At 51.9% G+C, this 15,052-nt stretch carries 16 protein-coding genes; 12 read left to right on the forward strand and 4 right to left on the reverse strand.

The annotated features are described in order from the left end of the window. Window positions 1–51 precede the first annotated feature (51 nt). Together IEV46_RS11960 and mgtE are read right to left on the reverse strand one after the other, a co-directional pair. On the reverse strand, window positions 52–1,407 hold the full coding sequence (locus IEV46_RS11960) for a hemolysin family protein (protein ID WP_188432782.1): 1,356 nt from the start codon (window positions 1,405–1,407) through the stop codon (window positions 52–54). A gap of 173 nt (window positions 1,408–1,580) precedes the next feature. Beyond that, window positions 1,581–2,948 (reverse strand): magnesium transporter, encoded by a 1,368-nt coding sequence (gene mgtE, locus IEV46_RS11965; protein ID WP_229736078.1) that lies wholly within the window; start codon window positions 2,946–2,948, stop codon window positions 1,581–1,583. A gap of 154 nt (window positions 2,949–3,102) precedes the next feature. On the opposite strand from mgtE, the gene IEV46_RS11970 reads away from it, so the two are divergent. Both IEV46_RS11970 and IEV46_RS11975 read left to right on the forward strand, forming a co-directional pair. Further along, a complete protein-coding gene (locus tag IEV46_RS11970; protein WP_188432784.1) occupies window positions 3,103–3,411 on the forward strand; it encodes a hypothetical protein in 309 nt (102 codons plus the stop codon). A 91-nt stretch (window positions 3,412–3,502) separates the two neighbouring features. Next, window positions 3,503–3,658, forward strand: a complete 156-nt coding sequence (locus tag IEV46_RS11975; RefSeq protein ID WP_188432785.1) for a hypothetical protein — start codon at window positions 3,503–3,505, stop codon at window positions 3,656–3,658. A 47-nt stretch (window positions 3,659–3,705) separates the two neighbouring features. Here the strand turns inward: IEV46_RS11975 and IEV46_RS11980 are convergent, their stop codons facing one another. After that, on the reverse strand, window positions 3,706–4,611 hold the full coding sequence (locus IEV46_RS11980) for a protease complex subunit PrcB family protein (RefSeq protein ID WP_188432786.1): 906 nt from the start codon (window positions 4,609–4,611) through the stop codon (window positions 3,706–3,708). Between the two features lie 181 nt (window positions 4,612–4,792). On the opposite strand from IEV46_RS11980, the gene IEV46_RS11985 reads away from it, so the two are divergent. The 10 genes from IEV46_RS11985 to IEV46_RS12030 all read left to right on the forward strand — a co-directional run bounded on the left by IEV46_RS11985 (window position 4,793) and on the right by IEV46_RS12030 (window position 13,900). Then, complete coding sequence (locus IEV46_RS11985; RefSeq protein ID WP_188432787.1) at window positions 4,793–6,481, forward strand: DNA repair helicase XPB; 1,689 nt, start codon at window positions 4,793–4,795, stop codon at window positions 6,479–6,481. Beyond that, window positions 6,478–8,328, forward strand: coding sequence for a helicase-associated domain-containing protein (locus tag IEV46_RS11990; RefSeq protein ID WP_188432788.1), 1,851 nt, complete (start codon window positions 6,478–6,480; stop codon window positions 8,326–8,328). The genes IEV46_RS11985 and IEV46_RS11990 overlap by 4 nt, the downstream gene beginning before the upstream one ends. Window positions 8,329–8,408: 80 nt before the next feature. Then, window positions 8,409–8,831: a YlbF/YmcA family competence regulator gene (locus tag IEV46_RS11995; protein ID WP_188432789.1), complete on the forward strand. Its 423-nt coding sequence runs from the start codon at window positions 8,409–8,411 to the stop codon at window positions 8,829–8,831. 500 nt (window positions 8,832–9,331) lie between these two features. Continuing rightward, the gene (locus IEV46_RS12000) at window positions 9,332–9,586 is read left to right on the forward strand and encodes a YlbG family protein (RefSeq protein ID WP_188432790.1); all 255 of its coding nucleotides are present in this window, start codon (window positions 9,332–9,334) and stop codon (window positions 9,584–9,586) included. Between the two features lie 119 nt (window positions 9,587–9,705). Further along, complete coding sequence (locus IEV46_RS12005) at window positions 9,706–10,944, forward strand: MFS transporter (protein WP_188432791.1); 1,239 nt, start codon at window positions 9,706–9,708, stop codon at window positions 10,942–10,944. Window positions 10,945–11,150: 206 nt separating this feature from the next. Next, window positions 11,151–11,450 carry a hypothetical protein gene (locus IEV46_RS12010; protein ID WP_188432792.1) on the forward strand — a complete coding sequence of 100 codons (300 nt, stop codon included), beginning with the start codon at window positions 11,151–11,153 and terminating at the stop codon, window positions 11,448–11,450. Between the two features lie 46 nt (window positions 11,451–11,496). Further along, window positions 11,497–12,036: a zinc ribbon domain-containing protein gene (locus IEV46_RS12015; RefSeq protein ID WP_188432793.1), complete on the forward strand. Its 540-nt coding sequence runs from the start codon at window positions 11,497–11,499 to the stop codon at window positions 12,034–12,036. A gap of 13 nt (window positions 12,037–12,049) precedes the next feature. Beyond that, window positions 12,050–12,430 (forward strand): YkvA family protein, encoded by a 381-nt coding sequence (locus IEV46_RS12020; protein WP_188432794.1) that lies wholly within the window; start codon window positions 12,050–12,052, stop codon window positions 12,428–12,430. Window positions 12,431–12,683: 253 nt separating this feature from the next. Then, a complete protein-coding gene (minD, locus tag IEV46_RS12025) occupies window positions 12,684–13,484 on the forward strand; it encodes a septum site-determining protein MinD (protein WP_188432795.1) in 801 nt (266 codons plus the stop codon). 131 nt (window positions 13,485–13,615) lie between these two features. Then, window positions 13,616–13,900: a cell division topological specificity factor MinE gene (locus tag IEV46_RS12030; RefSeq protein WP_188432796.1), complete on the forward strand. Its 285-nt coding sequence runs from the start codon at window positions 13,616–13,618 to the stop codon at window positions 13,898–13,900. Between the two features lie 19 nt (window positions 13,901–13,919). On the opposite strand, the gene IEV46_RS12035 is transcribed toward IEV46_RS12030, so the two are convergent. Then, window positions 13,920–14,705, reverse strand: a complete 786-nt coding sequence (locus IEV46_RS12035) for a hypothetical protein (RefSeq protein ID WP_188432797.1) — start codon at window positions 14,703–14,705, stop codon at window positions 13,920–13,922. Window positions 14,706–15,052: the final 347 nt, after the last annotated feature.

Below are 15,052 nucleotides of genomic sequence, written 5' to 3' on the forward strand. Positions count from 1 at the left end.
TGGTTGTCGATGAAAAAGAGTCGTCTTTTGAGGACGACTCTCCATCACGATTTATTCATTTTCCATTGTCTCAGCAGGTGTGGTTTGTTCATCCGGCTTTGGCTCCACTCTGGACACCAGGAGTCTGCCCACACTGTGCTGATCGATTTCCTGCACTCGGAATCGAAAGTCTTTATGGAAAACTTCGTCCCCCACTTCCGGCACTTCGTTCAGCTGAGAGAAGATCCAACCACCAATGGTGTCATTGTCCGGATCTTCGATGTCAGTTCGAAAGTGTTCATTTACTTCTTCGATCAGGAGCCGGGCATCGATGGAGGTTTCATCACCGGTCTTCTGGAAAAAAGGCCGTTCATCGTCAAACTCATCCTGAATCTCGCCAAAGATTTCCTCAATGATGTCCTCGGTGGTCACCAAGCCGGAAGTGCCGCCGTATTCATCGACCACTATGGCCATTTCCGACTTTTTCTTCTGTAACATCCGAAGGACATCCTTGATTTCCATTGTTTCCGGCACCCGAATTGCGGGGCGGCTCAAATCCTTCAGATCCGGGGTTTGGCCGCTGACCAATTGTTCATATACATGACGACTGTGAACGATGCCGATGATGTCATCCTTGTCTTCCCCGCACAGAGGAAATCGGGTATGGCGTGCAGCGAGTATGATGTTTAAATTCTCCTTGAAAGAATCCTCGCTGTACAAGCATTCCATATCCACTCGGGGTACCATCACTTCCCGGGCCACCCGGTCGGTGAATTCAAATACATTGTCAAAGAGGGAGAGTTCCGTCTGGTCGATATATCCGCCCTTATGACTTTGGGCGACCATCATGCGGATCTCCTCTTCAGTATGTGCCTGTTGCTGGTCTGGCTCCAGTTCGATCCCAATCCAAGTGAGGATCTTGTTGGCTGTACCGTTCAGGATCCAAATAAAAGGGAAAAAGGCTTTATAGAACCAATTGAGGGGGGTGGCTGTCCAAAGGGTTGTCCCCTCGGCCCGCCGGATTGCCAAGGATTTGGGAGCCATCTCACCCAGTACGATGTGAAGAAAAGTGATGATGGCAAAGGCGATGGCAAAGGACAGGGAGGAGATCAGCCAAGACGGCACTTGGAAAGGAAGCGCTTCCAGGGCGGGAGCCACAATCAAATGTGCGATTGCCGGTTCCCCGACCCACCCCAGACCCAAGGAGGCCAAAGTGATCCCCAGTTGTGTGGCTGACAGGTAGGCATCCATATTGGCAACCACTTGTTGGGCAACCTTGGCCCGCAGGTTGCCTTCCGCTTGAAGTTGGGCAATCCGTGTAGCCCGCACTTTAACGATCGCAAACTCGGATGCGACGAAGAACCCGTTCAAGAAGACGAGAAAGATCACCAGAAACATATTCCAGATGATCTCAAGAAATGATTCCAAGCGAGAGCGACCTCCTGATTTGAAGCGGTTTTTTTACGTGTCAATGATCAGTCTGTGCGTCGGTTCACGATTTTACTTTAACTATGACAAGGTTATCAAAAAGTTGGGGGTTTGTGTAGATGAACTTTCCCTCAATCCGGGAAATAAAAAATGACCCCGTACCGTAATCGGGGTCATGGGAACAGATAGTGGATGAACATGGTGGCAAATCCGAAATAGATCAAGAGAGAAAAGACATCGTTGATAGTGGTGATCAGAGGGCCAGAAGCGACGGTGGGGTCCACTTTCAGCAAATGGAGGATGAGGGGGATCGCAGTTCCACCCAGGGTTCCCAGGATCAGAGTGAACCACATGGAGATTCCCACCACCAGGCCCAGACTCAAATCATAAAGCAGGGTCACCATGACCACAATCAGAAGAGTACATACGGTGGCGATGATGATTCCCACCAAGCCTTCCTGCTTCAGGATCTGTGTGTATTTGTCCCGGGTCAGCTGGCCGGAGCTTAAGCCCCGGATGATCAGGGCGAGGGACTGGGTACCGGTGTTGCCGGTCATACCGGCGATCATTGGCATGAAAAAAGCGAGGGCGGCCACCTTGTTAATTGACTCTTCAAAAGTGCTGAGCAAGGTGGAGGTCAGCATGCCGATGAACAATAGCAGAATCAACCATGGAATTCGACGTCGCGCAGATGCAAAGGGATGGGTCAAAACATCCATTTCCGTCTGCCCGACGGCGGAGAGTTTGGAGATATCCTCATGAGCTTCCTCAATCAGGACGTCCACCATATCATCAATGGTGATGATTCCAAGCAACCGATTTTCAACGTCCACCACCGGGAGCGCCAAAAAATCGTAGCGCTCGATCAGCCGGGCTACCACTTCTTGGTCCATGTCCGCAGTCACGGAGATGATCCGCTCAAACATCACCTCAACGACCGGTGTATCTGGCGGGGCGATCAGGAGTTCCCGGAGGGAGACGACCCCCACCAGCCGGTCGTCGGCGTCGATGACATACACATAATAGACGGTCTCCGCCGTGGGCGCCTCTCTGCGCAAGTACTGGATAACCTCTTCCACCGTGTAGTAATTGTAGACACTGACGTATTCCATGGTCATCCGGCCGCCGGCAGTGTCTTCCGGATAATGGAGCAAGGCCCGGACTTTGTCCGCTTCATCCCGTTCCATGGATTTCAACAGAGTATTGACATTGGCCTCTTCCAGTTCCCCCATCAGGTCGGCCACTTCGTCGGAAGACATCAGGTTTAGTACACGGGAAGTTTTTTCCGGTCCCAGGGTAGTCAGGATTTCCTGTTGCTCTTCGGTCTTCAATTCTTCCAACAGCAAGGCGATGTCCCCCGGATCCAGCATCCGGATGAAATGAGGACGGTAAACACGGGGCAACCGGAAGAAAATCTGGCCCAAATCATAGGGTTGGAGCTCTTCCAGCAAGGGACGGAGGAAGCGTTTCTCCCGTTTTTGGACCGCCACTTTGATCGCATCCAGGTCCACCTTTAACCGCCGCTCTTCCTGATCGGGCATCGTCTGTCTCCTCCTTTCTCCAAGGGAATCAAAAACCTTCATCATCATATCAGATCAAGGTGGGTTTGGAAACGACTACTGTACAGTCTCTATCTGTATATGACAAGTGGTTATCCCATATAGATTACTATATGTGATGAAAGGAGGACTGGACATGAATTTTCCCCCGTTTCCATGGTCGGGAGTGCCGGTCTCCTTCCGTGACAGGGCAGACCTGCGATATGGAATTCCGATCCGGTCGCAGCCGGTCACATTCCCCTCGTCACCGGTCTGGGGATATCCGGGAGTCTCCACCTCTCCATCCTATGCCCCTTTCCAGGGGGTGTCACCTCCTGTCCCCCATCCCCATCTCCAAAACCGATCCCCCTCACCCAGTTTAACGAAGGAGGAAGAAGTGTCTCCGACATACCGGCCGCTCTGGGACTCCCCCGAATCACCGGAGTCTCCCTGGCTCCGGATTTAAGTGTGTAAAAGCCCCGAGATGAGTATAACCTCAGGAGGAGCGGGATACTATCATTGCCGGGAACGGCAGAATCGAGGAAGGAGGGGTTTTTATGCGCATTCCCGAGATTGGGACACCACGCCGGGAGCCGGAAATCACCACTCCCCGGGAGCCGATCACCACATCTCCGGAACAACCCGATCGCGGGGAACCCCCGGGGCGGGATCGTGAGCCTCAACGGGAACGTGAGCGACGGTTCAAGGCCTGATCCCTTTTTTATGAAAAGCCCTACACCGTAAATAGGTGCAGGGCTTTTCAATTGCGGATTTTTCCCCCGTCGGGAGGTGAAGATTCGGTCTGGACGTGAAAGGTGAATTCCATGGGTTGATCTGGTTTGGCCAGTGAAAAAACGTGAACGGGATTGGTTAAAGCCGACAGGGTGACTGTATTTGGGGCGGGGACCGTTTCCCGTGCATGGATATGGATCTCCCGGTCCTTTTGCTGAATGCTTTCCAAAGCGATCCCATATCCGCCGGAACGGCGTTGGCCGAGGGCAATGATCAGGTAGGTTTGATCTTTGTGATGGATCACTGCTTTCCCGCCATGAAGACGGGAACGGAGTTCCTCCACCTTCTGTTTCACGACGTCCGGCAGTGCGGAAAGCCGGGGCTCCGGTTGGGCATCCAGCTTTAGGGTATTGGGGTCATCGACGGAAACCGCTTGGGAACCGGGATTTCTGGTGGAAGACCCCTTTGGCTTCCCTGTCTTTCGGATGTGATAATCGAATTTCACCTCTCTCTTGGGAGATACAAGGGAAATCACGATGCTTGGATAGGTGATGGCTTCGGTGGTGAAGGCATCTTGAGCCGGGGGAACCTCCTCCGCGTGGATCCGGATTGTATTCCCCTTTCGGACGACTTCGTTGATCCGGATGGAATAGCCGCCGGTGGGTCGCTGACCCAGAGCGAGGATCAGGTAGGTTCTGTCACCGGAGTTGACTTCGGTGTGGGAAAATTGATCACCGGCGGTTTGCATCACCTCCACCTGTCGCTGTTTCACCTCGTCGGGCAGGCTGTTTTGGGATTCCTGCCGAAATTGAAGGGGTTCCCAGGATTTCCCCGAGCCCCCCCGGGCATCGTCGGAATGAAAAGGGGTGCCGCAACCGGCAGCGACCAAGGCGAACATCGTAAACATCAGAAGGGTCACCTTCCAGTTTCGCATTTCTTCTGCCTCCCGTCAGAGTGGAATCACCTATTGGACGGGGCACAGAGATGAAAAGTTGCAAGAAATTTTCGAAGGGGACTTTCCAGCTCATTTTACCACAGAATGTCCAAAAGTGTCATGGAATCCCATCTATCTGCAAAAAATAGGGGTGGAAACTATGGACGCGGGAGGTGTCCCCATGATTTTTCGAAGGGAATGCCCTCTGATTGTACAGGCAGACCGAACTGTATTGTTGGAAGTGGATCACCCCTCCTTTCAGCGGGTGCGGGATCAGCTTTCGGGCTTCGCCGAATTGGTCAAATCGCCGGACCTCCTCCATACATACCGGATCACCCCTCTTTCTCTGTGGAATGCTGCCGCAGCCGGTACAGAGGCCGAGGAGATCATCTCTTTTCTGGAGGAAGAAAGCAAATTCGGTCTGCCGGCCTCCTTGAAAAAAGAAGTGGAGGAGACCATGGCCCGATATGGTTTACTCAAGTTGGAGGCGGCGGATCAGGGGTTGATACTCTCTGTCAAAGATGCATCCCTGTTTCAAAGGTTGAAGGAGCTCTACCCCGCAGAAGATCGGCTGGTTCCTTTGCCTGGACAACGTTTTCGGGTTCCCTCCCGTTTTCGGGGGTTGTTGAAGCGGGAGTTGATCCGATGGGGCTATCCGGTGGAGGATGCGGCCGGTTACACAGGAGGGGAGGTTTTGGATGTTCGCCTGCGGGAACGGACTGCAAGTGAAGGAAAACCTTTTCATCTTCGGACATACCAGAAACAGGCGGTGGAATGCTTTTACCGACAGGGCGATGCAACAGGGGGGAGTGGGGTGTTGGTTCTTCCCTGTGGGGCAGGTAAGACAGTGATCGGGACGGCCGTGATGGAAAAAGTGGGCCGGGCCACCTTGATCCTCACCCCCAATACCACTTCAGTTCGTCAGTGGATCCGGGAGTTGCTGGATAAGACCCACCTTACGGAAGATGAGGTGGGGGAGTATACAGGGAAAACCAAAGAAGTCCGTCCAGTCACAGTGGCCACATATCAAATTTTGACAAATCGAGGCCGGGGAAAATCCTCTCTGAATCACATGAAATTGTTTGAGGAACGGGACTGGGGTTTGGTGATCTACGATGAAGTCCATCTGCTCCCGGCACCTGTTTTTCGTGCCACCGCCGATATTCAGGCACGGCGGCGTCTAGGATTAACCGCCACTCTGGTTCGGGAAGACGGTCGGGAGGCCGATGTTTTTTCCTTGATCGGACCTAAAAAATTTGAGGTGTCCTGGAGTGAGATGGAGGAGCGGGGGTGGATTGCCAAGGCTGTCTGCACTGAAATCCGGATATCGATGAATGACAGACAAAGGCGGGAATATGAACGGGCCGCTCCCAAAAGCAAGTATCGGATTGCGGCGGAAAATCCGGAGAAATTATCGATATTGAAGGAAGTTTTGCAGCGACACCGGGAGGCGAGAGTTTTGGTGATTGGGCATTACCTTTCTCAATTAAGGGAAGCAGCTGCACGATTGAACGCTCCTCTGATTACGGGAGAAATGGCGGAGGGGGAGCGGGAAGAATTGTATGAACGGTTTCGCCGAGGGAAGGAGAGGGTATTGGTGGTTTCCAAGGTGGCCAATTTTGCTGTGGACCTCCCCGATGCTTCAGTGGCCATACAACTTTCAGGAACCTTCGGTTCCCGCCAAGAGGAGGCCCAGAGACTGGGACGGATTCTCAGACCTAAAAAAGAAGAGAATGAAGCTTACTTTTACAGCATTGTCTCCAGAGATACGTTGGATCAGGAATATGCCCGCAATCGTCAGCTGTTCCTGATGGAGCGGGGCTATCGCTATGCAGTCGCTGATGGGGAAACGTGGGGAAGATCCAGGTGAAACTGTCATTATCAGCTTGTGTGAAGGGGTTGTCGAAGGAAGTTTGCAAACAGATGGCGGATATTTACAGGTGTGATGCTGATCCGGACAGTTTGATCGATACCATACTGCAAAATTTGAAATCGGGGGAGTTTATACAAAGAGCCCATCCCTGGGAGCTGACGCTGATGCAGTTTCTCAGTTTCCACTGGGGGGATCGGGTGATTCCCGAAGAGAGGCTGTCGGAGCTGCTCCCTCTTTCTCCCTCCTGTTGCCGGGTCGCCATCGTGCTCTTGCGAAGAAAAGGTCTCCTGTTCCGTCTGCGCCAACATCGGCTGGGGTGGATGTATTGGTGTCCCCGGGATGTGCGGCGCTCCTTTCTCCAATCAAGGGTTCAGCTTCCTCCTCTCCCCGAGGAGAGGAGGGTGGAGGCGTCCCAAAGGTTTCGGGGGTTGTGGGATCCCCTGTTTCATTTTGCGGTTCTCCTCGAAGACGAAGGGCTGAATTTGACCCGGGAAGGTACGGTTCCCCGGCGGGAGGAGCGAAAATTGGATGCGGAACTGGAGCTGGAAGAGAAGTGGCTCACTCATTCCCAGTGGGGGGAGGGTGTGGGCTCCCCTGCCATCCGGTTGGTCTCGGATTTCCTTCAAGCGTTGGACATTTTAAAAAAGGAGGGCAGGCAATGGAAGATTCAACGGGAGCCTTTCCGTCGGTGGTTGCAGAAGCCTTGGCCTGACCGGATCGCGGAATTATTCCGTTTGACCGAGGAACTGCTCCTGAAAGACCGCCCGGCTTGGGATGGACTTTGGTGGTGGATGGAGCGACATCTCACAGACTGGGTCTCCGCGAAGGAAATCTGTCTGGGCTGGTTATCGGAAATCGGGGGGGTTCCCCGCCCCGGTTTTGTGAAAGAGGTGGTGGAGCGCTGGTTGCATCCATTGGCCGTGATGGGATGGGTGGAAGCCCGGGCTGGAACCGAGGGGGAACAATGGAGGTGGACTTCGTGGATTCAACCGGGAGATGAAGTTCCCGTCATGAACGGCTATGTAAAACCGGATCTGGAGGTGCTTCTCCCTCCTTTCCCGCCCCTGACTCACCGTTTTTTGCTGGCTCAGTTTGCTGACTACATGGGAGGGGAGACCTTGCTCTCCTACGTGTTGAATCCGAAGTCTGTTCGGAGAGGAGCGGAGCGGGGGTTGTCGGCGGAGCGGATGTTGGACACCCTTCGGGAAATCTCTGGCGGTCCTGTTCCAGACCCGGTTACGGAAAATATTCGCCTGTGGGCCAAAGAAAACCGACCCTTGCTGAGGAAAGGATGGGTGCTGCAATTTCCTGTGGACGGCTCCGGCAAGGAAGAGATGGGGGAGGTACATTCCGGTCTGGAGCCTCTGTCCGAGGGGGTCTTTTTCCTCCCGGAGGCTCTGGTGAGTTCCGTCCGGAAACAGTTGGCGGAGGAAGGGCGTCCCCCACTGGAACTGGAAGAGATCCACTGGTGGTCTTCTCTTCCGGACACCCCTTCGCCAGAGAAGGCGAAAGAGTTGGAAGCGGCAACGGTGGAAAGCCGATTTCCTTCATTGGAAGAGGCAATCCCAGGATTTAACAAATTGCCCAAGGTGTGGATTTCCGGGCTGCGGTCTTATCACCCTGGAACACTTCGCAACTTGTTGCGACAAGCTACGGATATGAAACTGGACCTGTTGATTCGTTCAGGAGAGAACCCTCCCGTCCGGTTCACTCCGCTCAAGATGTTTCAGAAGGAAGGATACTGGCACGTGACAGGCCGGGATGGGGATGGCTGTTCACGCAGATACACCTTGGAAGATTTCCGGGAAGTGCAGATCCTCACTCCTTGGCAGGAGGGTTTATAAACTGTTCTTCTCAGATGGAGTGGGTAACCTTTCTTGTTTTTCCCTTCGGTATGTTATGATGGAAACTGGAGGGATTTGAAGTGCATTCACTCGATATGACCGAGCTGTTGCTCGAAGCTTATAGATTGGCGGATCAGATCAATGATTCAAAAGAGGTCAAGCGATATCTGGAATTGAAGAGAAAGATCGCCGAAGATCCCACAGCCCAAAGCTTGATCAAGGAGTTCCAAAAAAAGAAGGATGTTTTTGAGGATTGTCAGCGATTTGGACATTTTCATCCGGACTATCATGCAGCGAAGAAAGAGGCGGAACAATTTCGCCTCGCGATGAAAAATCATCCCCTGATCGGGGAGTATCTGGAGATGGAGGAATGGTTGGACCATCTGTTGGCCGAGGTGAGCCGACGGATCGCCAGGGCAGTCTCCGATACGGTCAAAGTGCCGATCAATGATCCCCGGGAGTTGCGAAAGTCCAACCGGAACCGGCGCAACCATTTCGGGTAAACAATCCCATCATCTCCACGGACGCAGGAAGATGCAGTCCGGACAACGGTTGCCGCAGCAGAAGCTCTTCTTATCGGGAACCCGGAAACGGAAGCGGAAGACCCAACGACTTTTGCATCTGCGTACGTACTGGTATTCAAAAGTAAGCTCAGCGTTACGGATCAGGGGAAGAGCAGCCCGCCGAAAGGAGGAAGAAAGGCGGGGGAGGGTCTTTTTCGGAGCATGCAGATATAAAAAAGGGACACCGGCATACATGCGAATCTCCACATCCTGGTAACCTAAGGCGTCAAGCCGACTTCGCTTCCAGACTCTCCGGCACGGTTCCACCCCTCGGGAATATCGTACCAAATTCGCCGGGAACCTGAAACCAGACGGGTGTCATTTGCTTCATGGTGAAAATCGTGATACCATAGATGAAGAATTTCTGTTGACGGTGTTCAAGGTTCGTCTTGGTCCGTGCACATCGTCAACAAAAAACGGGAATAAAGGAGATATCCTTTATGTCTTTTGAGATCGCGGAACGGCTCGGTTTGGCTGTTTGGGTGAAGGATCTCAAGGCAGCTCGGACGCTTGGACGAGTGGGAAACATCCATTACGTATCCAAGCGGCTGAAATATGTTTGTCTGTATATCGACGGAAAAAAGGCTGACCAGTTGATCCGGCGAATCGAGCGCATGCACTTTGTCACACGTGTGGATCGCTCTCTGCGCCGGGAATGGACCACCGAATTCCATAAACCGACCCCGATTGGATAAAGTAAGGTGTGCTGCCTGGTGAATGCGAGGCAGTTTTTTTTGGTTTTTTTATTTCGTATTCCGAAATAGAGACTGAAATTCAGAAGTTATGAAGTTATGGGAGGGAGTGCCTACTAATAATGGAAACCTGGAAAAGAAATTTATATATCCTGATGGCATCCCAATTTCTGGTGATGAGCGCCATGAGCATGGTGATTCCGTTTCTGCCCTTGTACCTGAAGGAGATGGGGATGACGGATCCGAAGCAGGTGCAATGGTGGGCGGGGCTGATCTTCGGTATCAACTTTCTGTCTGCCTTTGTGATGGCTCCGATTTGGGGGAGCCTGGCGGATAAAGTGGGCAGGAAAATCATGGTGCTTCGTTCGGGATTCGGCATGTCGATCGTGATCGCGTTGATGGGGCTGGCGGTGAGTCCGTTACAACTTTTGTTACTCCGTCTTTTAAACGGGACGGTGTCCGGTTTTATCCCCGCCTCCATCTCCCTGATTGCGACCAACACACCCAAAGAACGGACGGGTTATGCCTTGGGCATGTTGCAGTCCGGGGCAGTGGCGGGAAATATCATGGGCCCTTTCATCGGGGGCGCCTTGGCGGAAGTGATCGGATTCAGAATGATCTTCTTACTCACGGGGATCACGGTTACTCTGGCAACCTTGGTGGTATCCTTTGCAGTCAAAGAAGAGGTGAAACCCGATCCCTCTGAAAAAAGGGCGGGCTTTTTTGCCGACGGTTCCCAAATCCTGCATGAAAAGCCGCTTCTGATCTTGTTTTCCGTTGGTTTTATGCTCCAGTTTGCCATGTTGGCATCCATGCCGCAGATGTCCCTCTTTGTGGATCAACTCGGGGCGCCGGGCGGTTATATCGCATTCTTTGCCGGTGCGGTGACTGCAGTTACCGGGGTGGCCAATCTGCTTTCCTCCCCGTGGTTGGGTAAACTGGGGGACCGGTACGGCTCAGAGCGGGTGTTGTTTTTTGCTATGCTGGGAGCAGCACTCTTTTTTATCCCCCATGCAATCGTCGCTTCAGTCTGGCAGCTGTTGTTCTTCCGATTCCTGCTCGGATTGTGCATCGGCGGGCTGTTGCCTTCTCTTAACAACCTCATCCAGAAGAATGCGCCCCCGGGGAAGGAGAGTACAGCCTACGGATACAGTACAAGTGCAACATTCCTGGGAAATATGTTGGGACCGATCATCGGTGGCTATCTGTCGGGATTTATTGGAATCCGAGGGCTGTTTCTACTGACCGCAGCGATGTTGTTGATGGGTGCCCTCTGGCTTAAAAGCGGTTTGCGGCGGGTTGCCGTGGATCGTTCATGCACTCATCAATTCCCCTCGGAAAAAATGCCTTCAGCTCGGTGATTCAAGGACGTCCGGAGCCGGACGTCTTTTTTCTTTCTCACAAAATCCGCTTCTGACCGGGGGAGGATGTCCTTCCTGACAGCTGACAGCAGGCATAGGATGTTAACAGACCCGTTGCCGGGCATTTCAAATACGCACCTCAGGAGGGGAAATCATGCTCGGATTTTTAATGAGAAGAATTCTGGGTCGTCGGGGAAGAGGAGGTTTTGGAGGTCTCAGGGGACCCGGAAGAAAGGGCTTCGGGGGACCCGGGGGACCGGGACTGCGAGCGCGAGGTTTCGGAGGACCGCCGGGGCCCCCGCCGAGGCCTCCGATGCCGCCGGGCGGGCCGGGTGGCCCCGGATTTGGACCAGGTCCTGGCCCCGGTCCGGGATTTGGTCCGCCGAGGGGACCCGGGTTTGGCCCTGGACCTTTCTGACGTGGACGTGACAGCCCTTCGGGGGGCTGTCTTTTTTTTCTTGCCTGAGTTCTCTTCTGGAAGATTGATTGTGATCACGGTACAATAACAACAAAAGCCGAGGATTTCCATCTTGGATAAGGGAGCGTTTCAAATTGGGTTTGTTGACAGATCTGAAACAAAAGCTGGAAAAAGGCATTGAATCCACCAGTCAACGTTCCAAAAAAGTTTTGGATATCAGTCGGATCACGCTGCTCATTCGAAGTAAAAAAGAGAGCGAAGAAGAGTTGTATCAACGTCTGGGACGGGAAATATACCGCTATTGGGACCTTAAAGGGCGACTGGATCTGACAGATCTGACCCGGGCAACCATTGGACAGATCAAAGAAGTCAGGGAAAAGATTGATGAACTGGAACAGACATTGGAGGAGTTGAAGAAGCGGCAGTTGGCCTCAGAAGCGGACCGGAAGGTGGAAAAGGCGCTGACGACCGAACAGGTCATTGCCTCCCGGAATGAAAGTACATCACCTTCCTCCACAGCCCGGAACCTGCCGGATTCGGATCCTGAACCAACCCCGGCTTCTGATGAGAACTGGGCAGAAGGGCAAGCGATTTTCTTCTGCTCCCACTGTGGGAATCAAGTGGATGAAGACACAATCATTTGTCCACACTGCAAACAAAACATTTACGATTGAAGGGGGTTTTGACATGCCCTCCGATCCTCTTCACCATCAAGTGAAAAAAGCTCTCGGTCCCTTGCGGAAGAAGGCTGCCAGCCCAAAAGGACAACGGAGAATACTCGATGAGTTCAACGCCAAGGTTCGTCGGGCCGGCGGGATTCAACAAGTCATCGACAAGTTGAAAACACTTTACGACTATTTTCGTGATCCGGAGAACAGTCGAACGAAAAAAGCTTTGGCGGGAGCTGCTCTTCTTTATTTTATCATCCCTTCCGATGTCATCCCCGATGTAATTCCAATGATCGGCTATATCGACGATGCAACGGCGGTGGCCATTGTCTGGAAGTTCTTAAGCGAAGAATTGAGCCGGTTTGAAAAAAAGAGGGAGATCCGTCAAGGAAAGGGTTGAAACAGGAATTCCATCCAATCCCTTCTTTTGGTGGTCAATATCTGATACAATAACAAAGAAAATTGTTGTAGAGTGTCAATTATTACAAATTGAAAGTCAGCAGTTGAAAACTGGGTCACAAAAAAACACCTTCAAATTCAAAATCCGGAAACTGTCCGGCTTTGTTTCTTCAGGCGACGAAAAATTCTGGACTCATCAGTAGACAGACTGAAGTGTTGGAGAGATAGACAGGCTGGGAAAGGGGCAACGAGTTATGAAGCAGAAATCCGTGGCGATCACCGTGACAAGCGGCAAAGGCGGTGTGGGAAAATCGACGACCGTCGCTTCGGTCGGTCTGGCATTGGCCCGGTTGGGAAGACGGGTTTGTGTGATGGATACCGATATCGGTTTGCGGAAGCTGGATCTGATGTTGGGTTTGGAAAATCGGATCGTATATGACCTCGTGGATGTGATCGAAGGGACGAGTAAGCTTCGCCAATCTCTGGTCAGTCATAAAGAATATAACAATTTGGCTCTCCTGCCCGCCGCCCAGACACGGTACAAGGAGGAGGTCAGCCCGGCTCAGGTCAAACATTTGGTGGACGAGCTCAGGAATGAGTTTGAATTTATCCTGATCGATTCACCAGCAGGAATCGAAGGCGGGTTTCGCAATGCGATCGCTCCGGCGGACCGGGCCATTTTGGTAGTAAATCCGGAGATCCCCTCTGTTCGGGATTCCGATCGAGTGATCGGGTTGCTGGAGTCCGCCAACTTGGATCAGATCGATTTAGTGGTGAACCGGGTTCAGCCGGGAATGGTGAAAGATGGGGACATGTTGAGCGTAGAACGTGTGCAAAACCACCTGGCGATCAATCTTTTGGGAATCGTACCTGAAGATCGTCGGATCATCCGCTCTTCCAATACGGGAGAACCCGTTGTACTGGATGATAAATCGATGGCGGGCCGGGCTTTCAACAATATCGCCCGCAGAATCAATGGGGAGGAAGTCCCATTTTTGGAGTTGGAGGAGTCGAGTCTCATCAATCGGATCAAGCGTATTTTCCACATCGCCTGAACAAAGGAAGGACGAGGTAGGGAGTGTTGATTAGCCATGTTTTTATTGAGAGGCGGGGAGGCGAAAGGTCCGATTTGCTTTCGATGCCCAGTTCCCGGTTCATCAGCAAGCCCTGAGACGAGGTGAATGAAGTGGTTTTTAATCTCTTCAATAAAGAAAAGGAGCGGCCGACTGCCGCGACGGCTGATGACCGGCTGTCATTGGTGCTCAGTTATCAACGATCCGATATTGATGAGCGTAAACTGAAAAAGTTTCAAGGTCGTTTGATCGAACTGTGTGACGAATTTGGTTACGATGTGGTCGGTGAGGTGGAGATCCGGCCTCAATCCAGATCGCGGGATAACACCACAGTATTGAATGCCAGCATTCCAGTTCGTCTGAGGGGAAATCAGGAAGAAAAAAGTACGGATTCCTAATCGGGAATCCGTATTTTATTTAAACAAAGTCCCGCTTCAAATACTGTTCCAAAAATTCAGCAACAGCGGCCGGAAACTCTTTGTCGTCCTGAACAGTGAACAGAGCGATGGAAACCCGGGTGTGTCCATATTTTCTCATCAAGGTGAGCAATTTGTTTCGGGTGAGATTGTTAGATTTGCCAAAGCGGCGTTCAAACGCTTTGAGCACCAAATCTTCTTCGGGAAGAGAGGTTGGAGATTCCAAAGAGGAATTCAAAGCTGGAACGGGAGACGGGCTTTTTTCCGAAGAAACGGCGGTTTCTCTTTGGCTGATGGAGTCGTTCCCGCCCAAGTTGCGAACGAGGGACCGTTGATATTGCCATTGTTTTTTATGCTTGGCTCGAGGTTCGGGCATCCGGTTGAAGCGTTCGGGAGATTTGCGGCGAAGGGTGTAGATCCGTTGGTAGATGGCGCCTTGGGTGCGATTCAACTCCTTTTCCAGCTGGGCGATCGCGGCTGAAAGCGGATGGCCCCGGTCCAGAAAGTGATTAACCGTTTCGATCACTATTTCTTCCTCTTTTTCTGTCCAACTGTTTAATCGCTGCTCCTTAGAAGAGCCTAATTGCGTTGAATGAAATTTTTGAGGATATTGCTTACGCAACTTTCGTACATGGGACATAACTCCAGCAAAACCCCGGTTCAGCTCATCAGATAACTCCTTTAAGATCACCCGTTCACGAATTCCTTTTTCACTGGCCTCATTAACCTTTTGAATAATCCGTTCATTCTCTTGATCAGTGTACTTTCCTTTTTTTGTATCGAACAAAGAGATCCTCCTCTCGATAACATTCTATACTAAACAATATAACAAAAAAGAAATACCGATATCCACCAAAAACTCATTAAAAACGAAGGAAATAAAAAGAATCTATTTCCTAAATTTGTTGACGAGGTTCAGCAGTTCTTTGTAAGAAATCGGAAATGGTGACCAGCCCGACTGATCAGATACACCTTTCTGCCCCATGGGTACAATGATCGCGTGGTAAAACACGATTCCTCCATCAGATCGACTAGTGCCCCTTCAGGCAACTTTGATCTTGTTTTGCTCATTTAGGATCACAGCGTCCCGCTTGTTCTTGTTGCGCCACCGTATGTACTCCTGAATCGCCTTCA

Source organism: Kroppenstedtia guangzhouensis (assembly GCF_014637345.1).
GTDB lineage: Bacteria > Bacillota > Bacilli > Thermoactinomycetales > DSM-45169 > Kroppenstedtia > Kroppenstedtia guangzhouensis.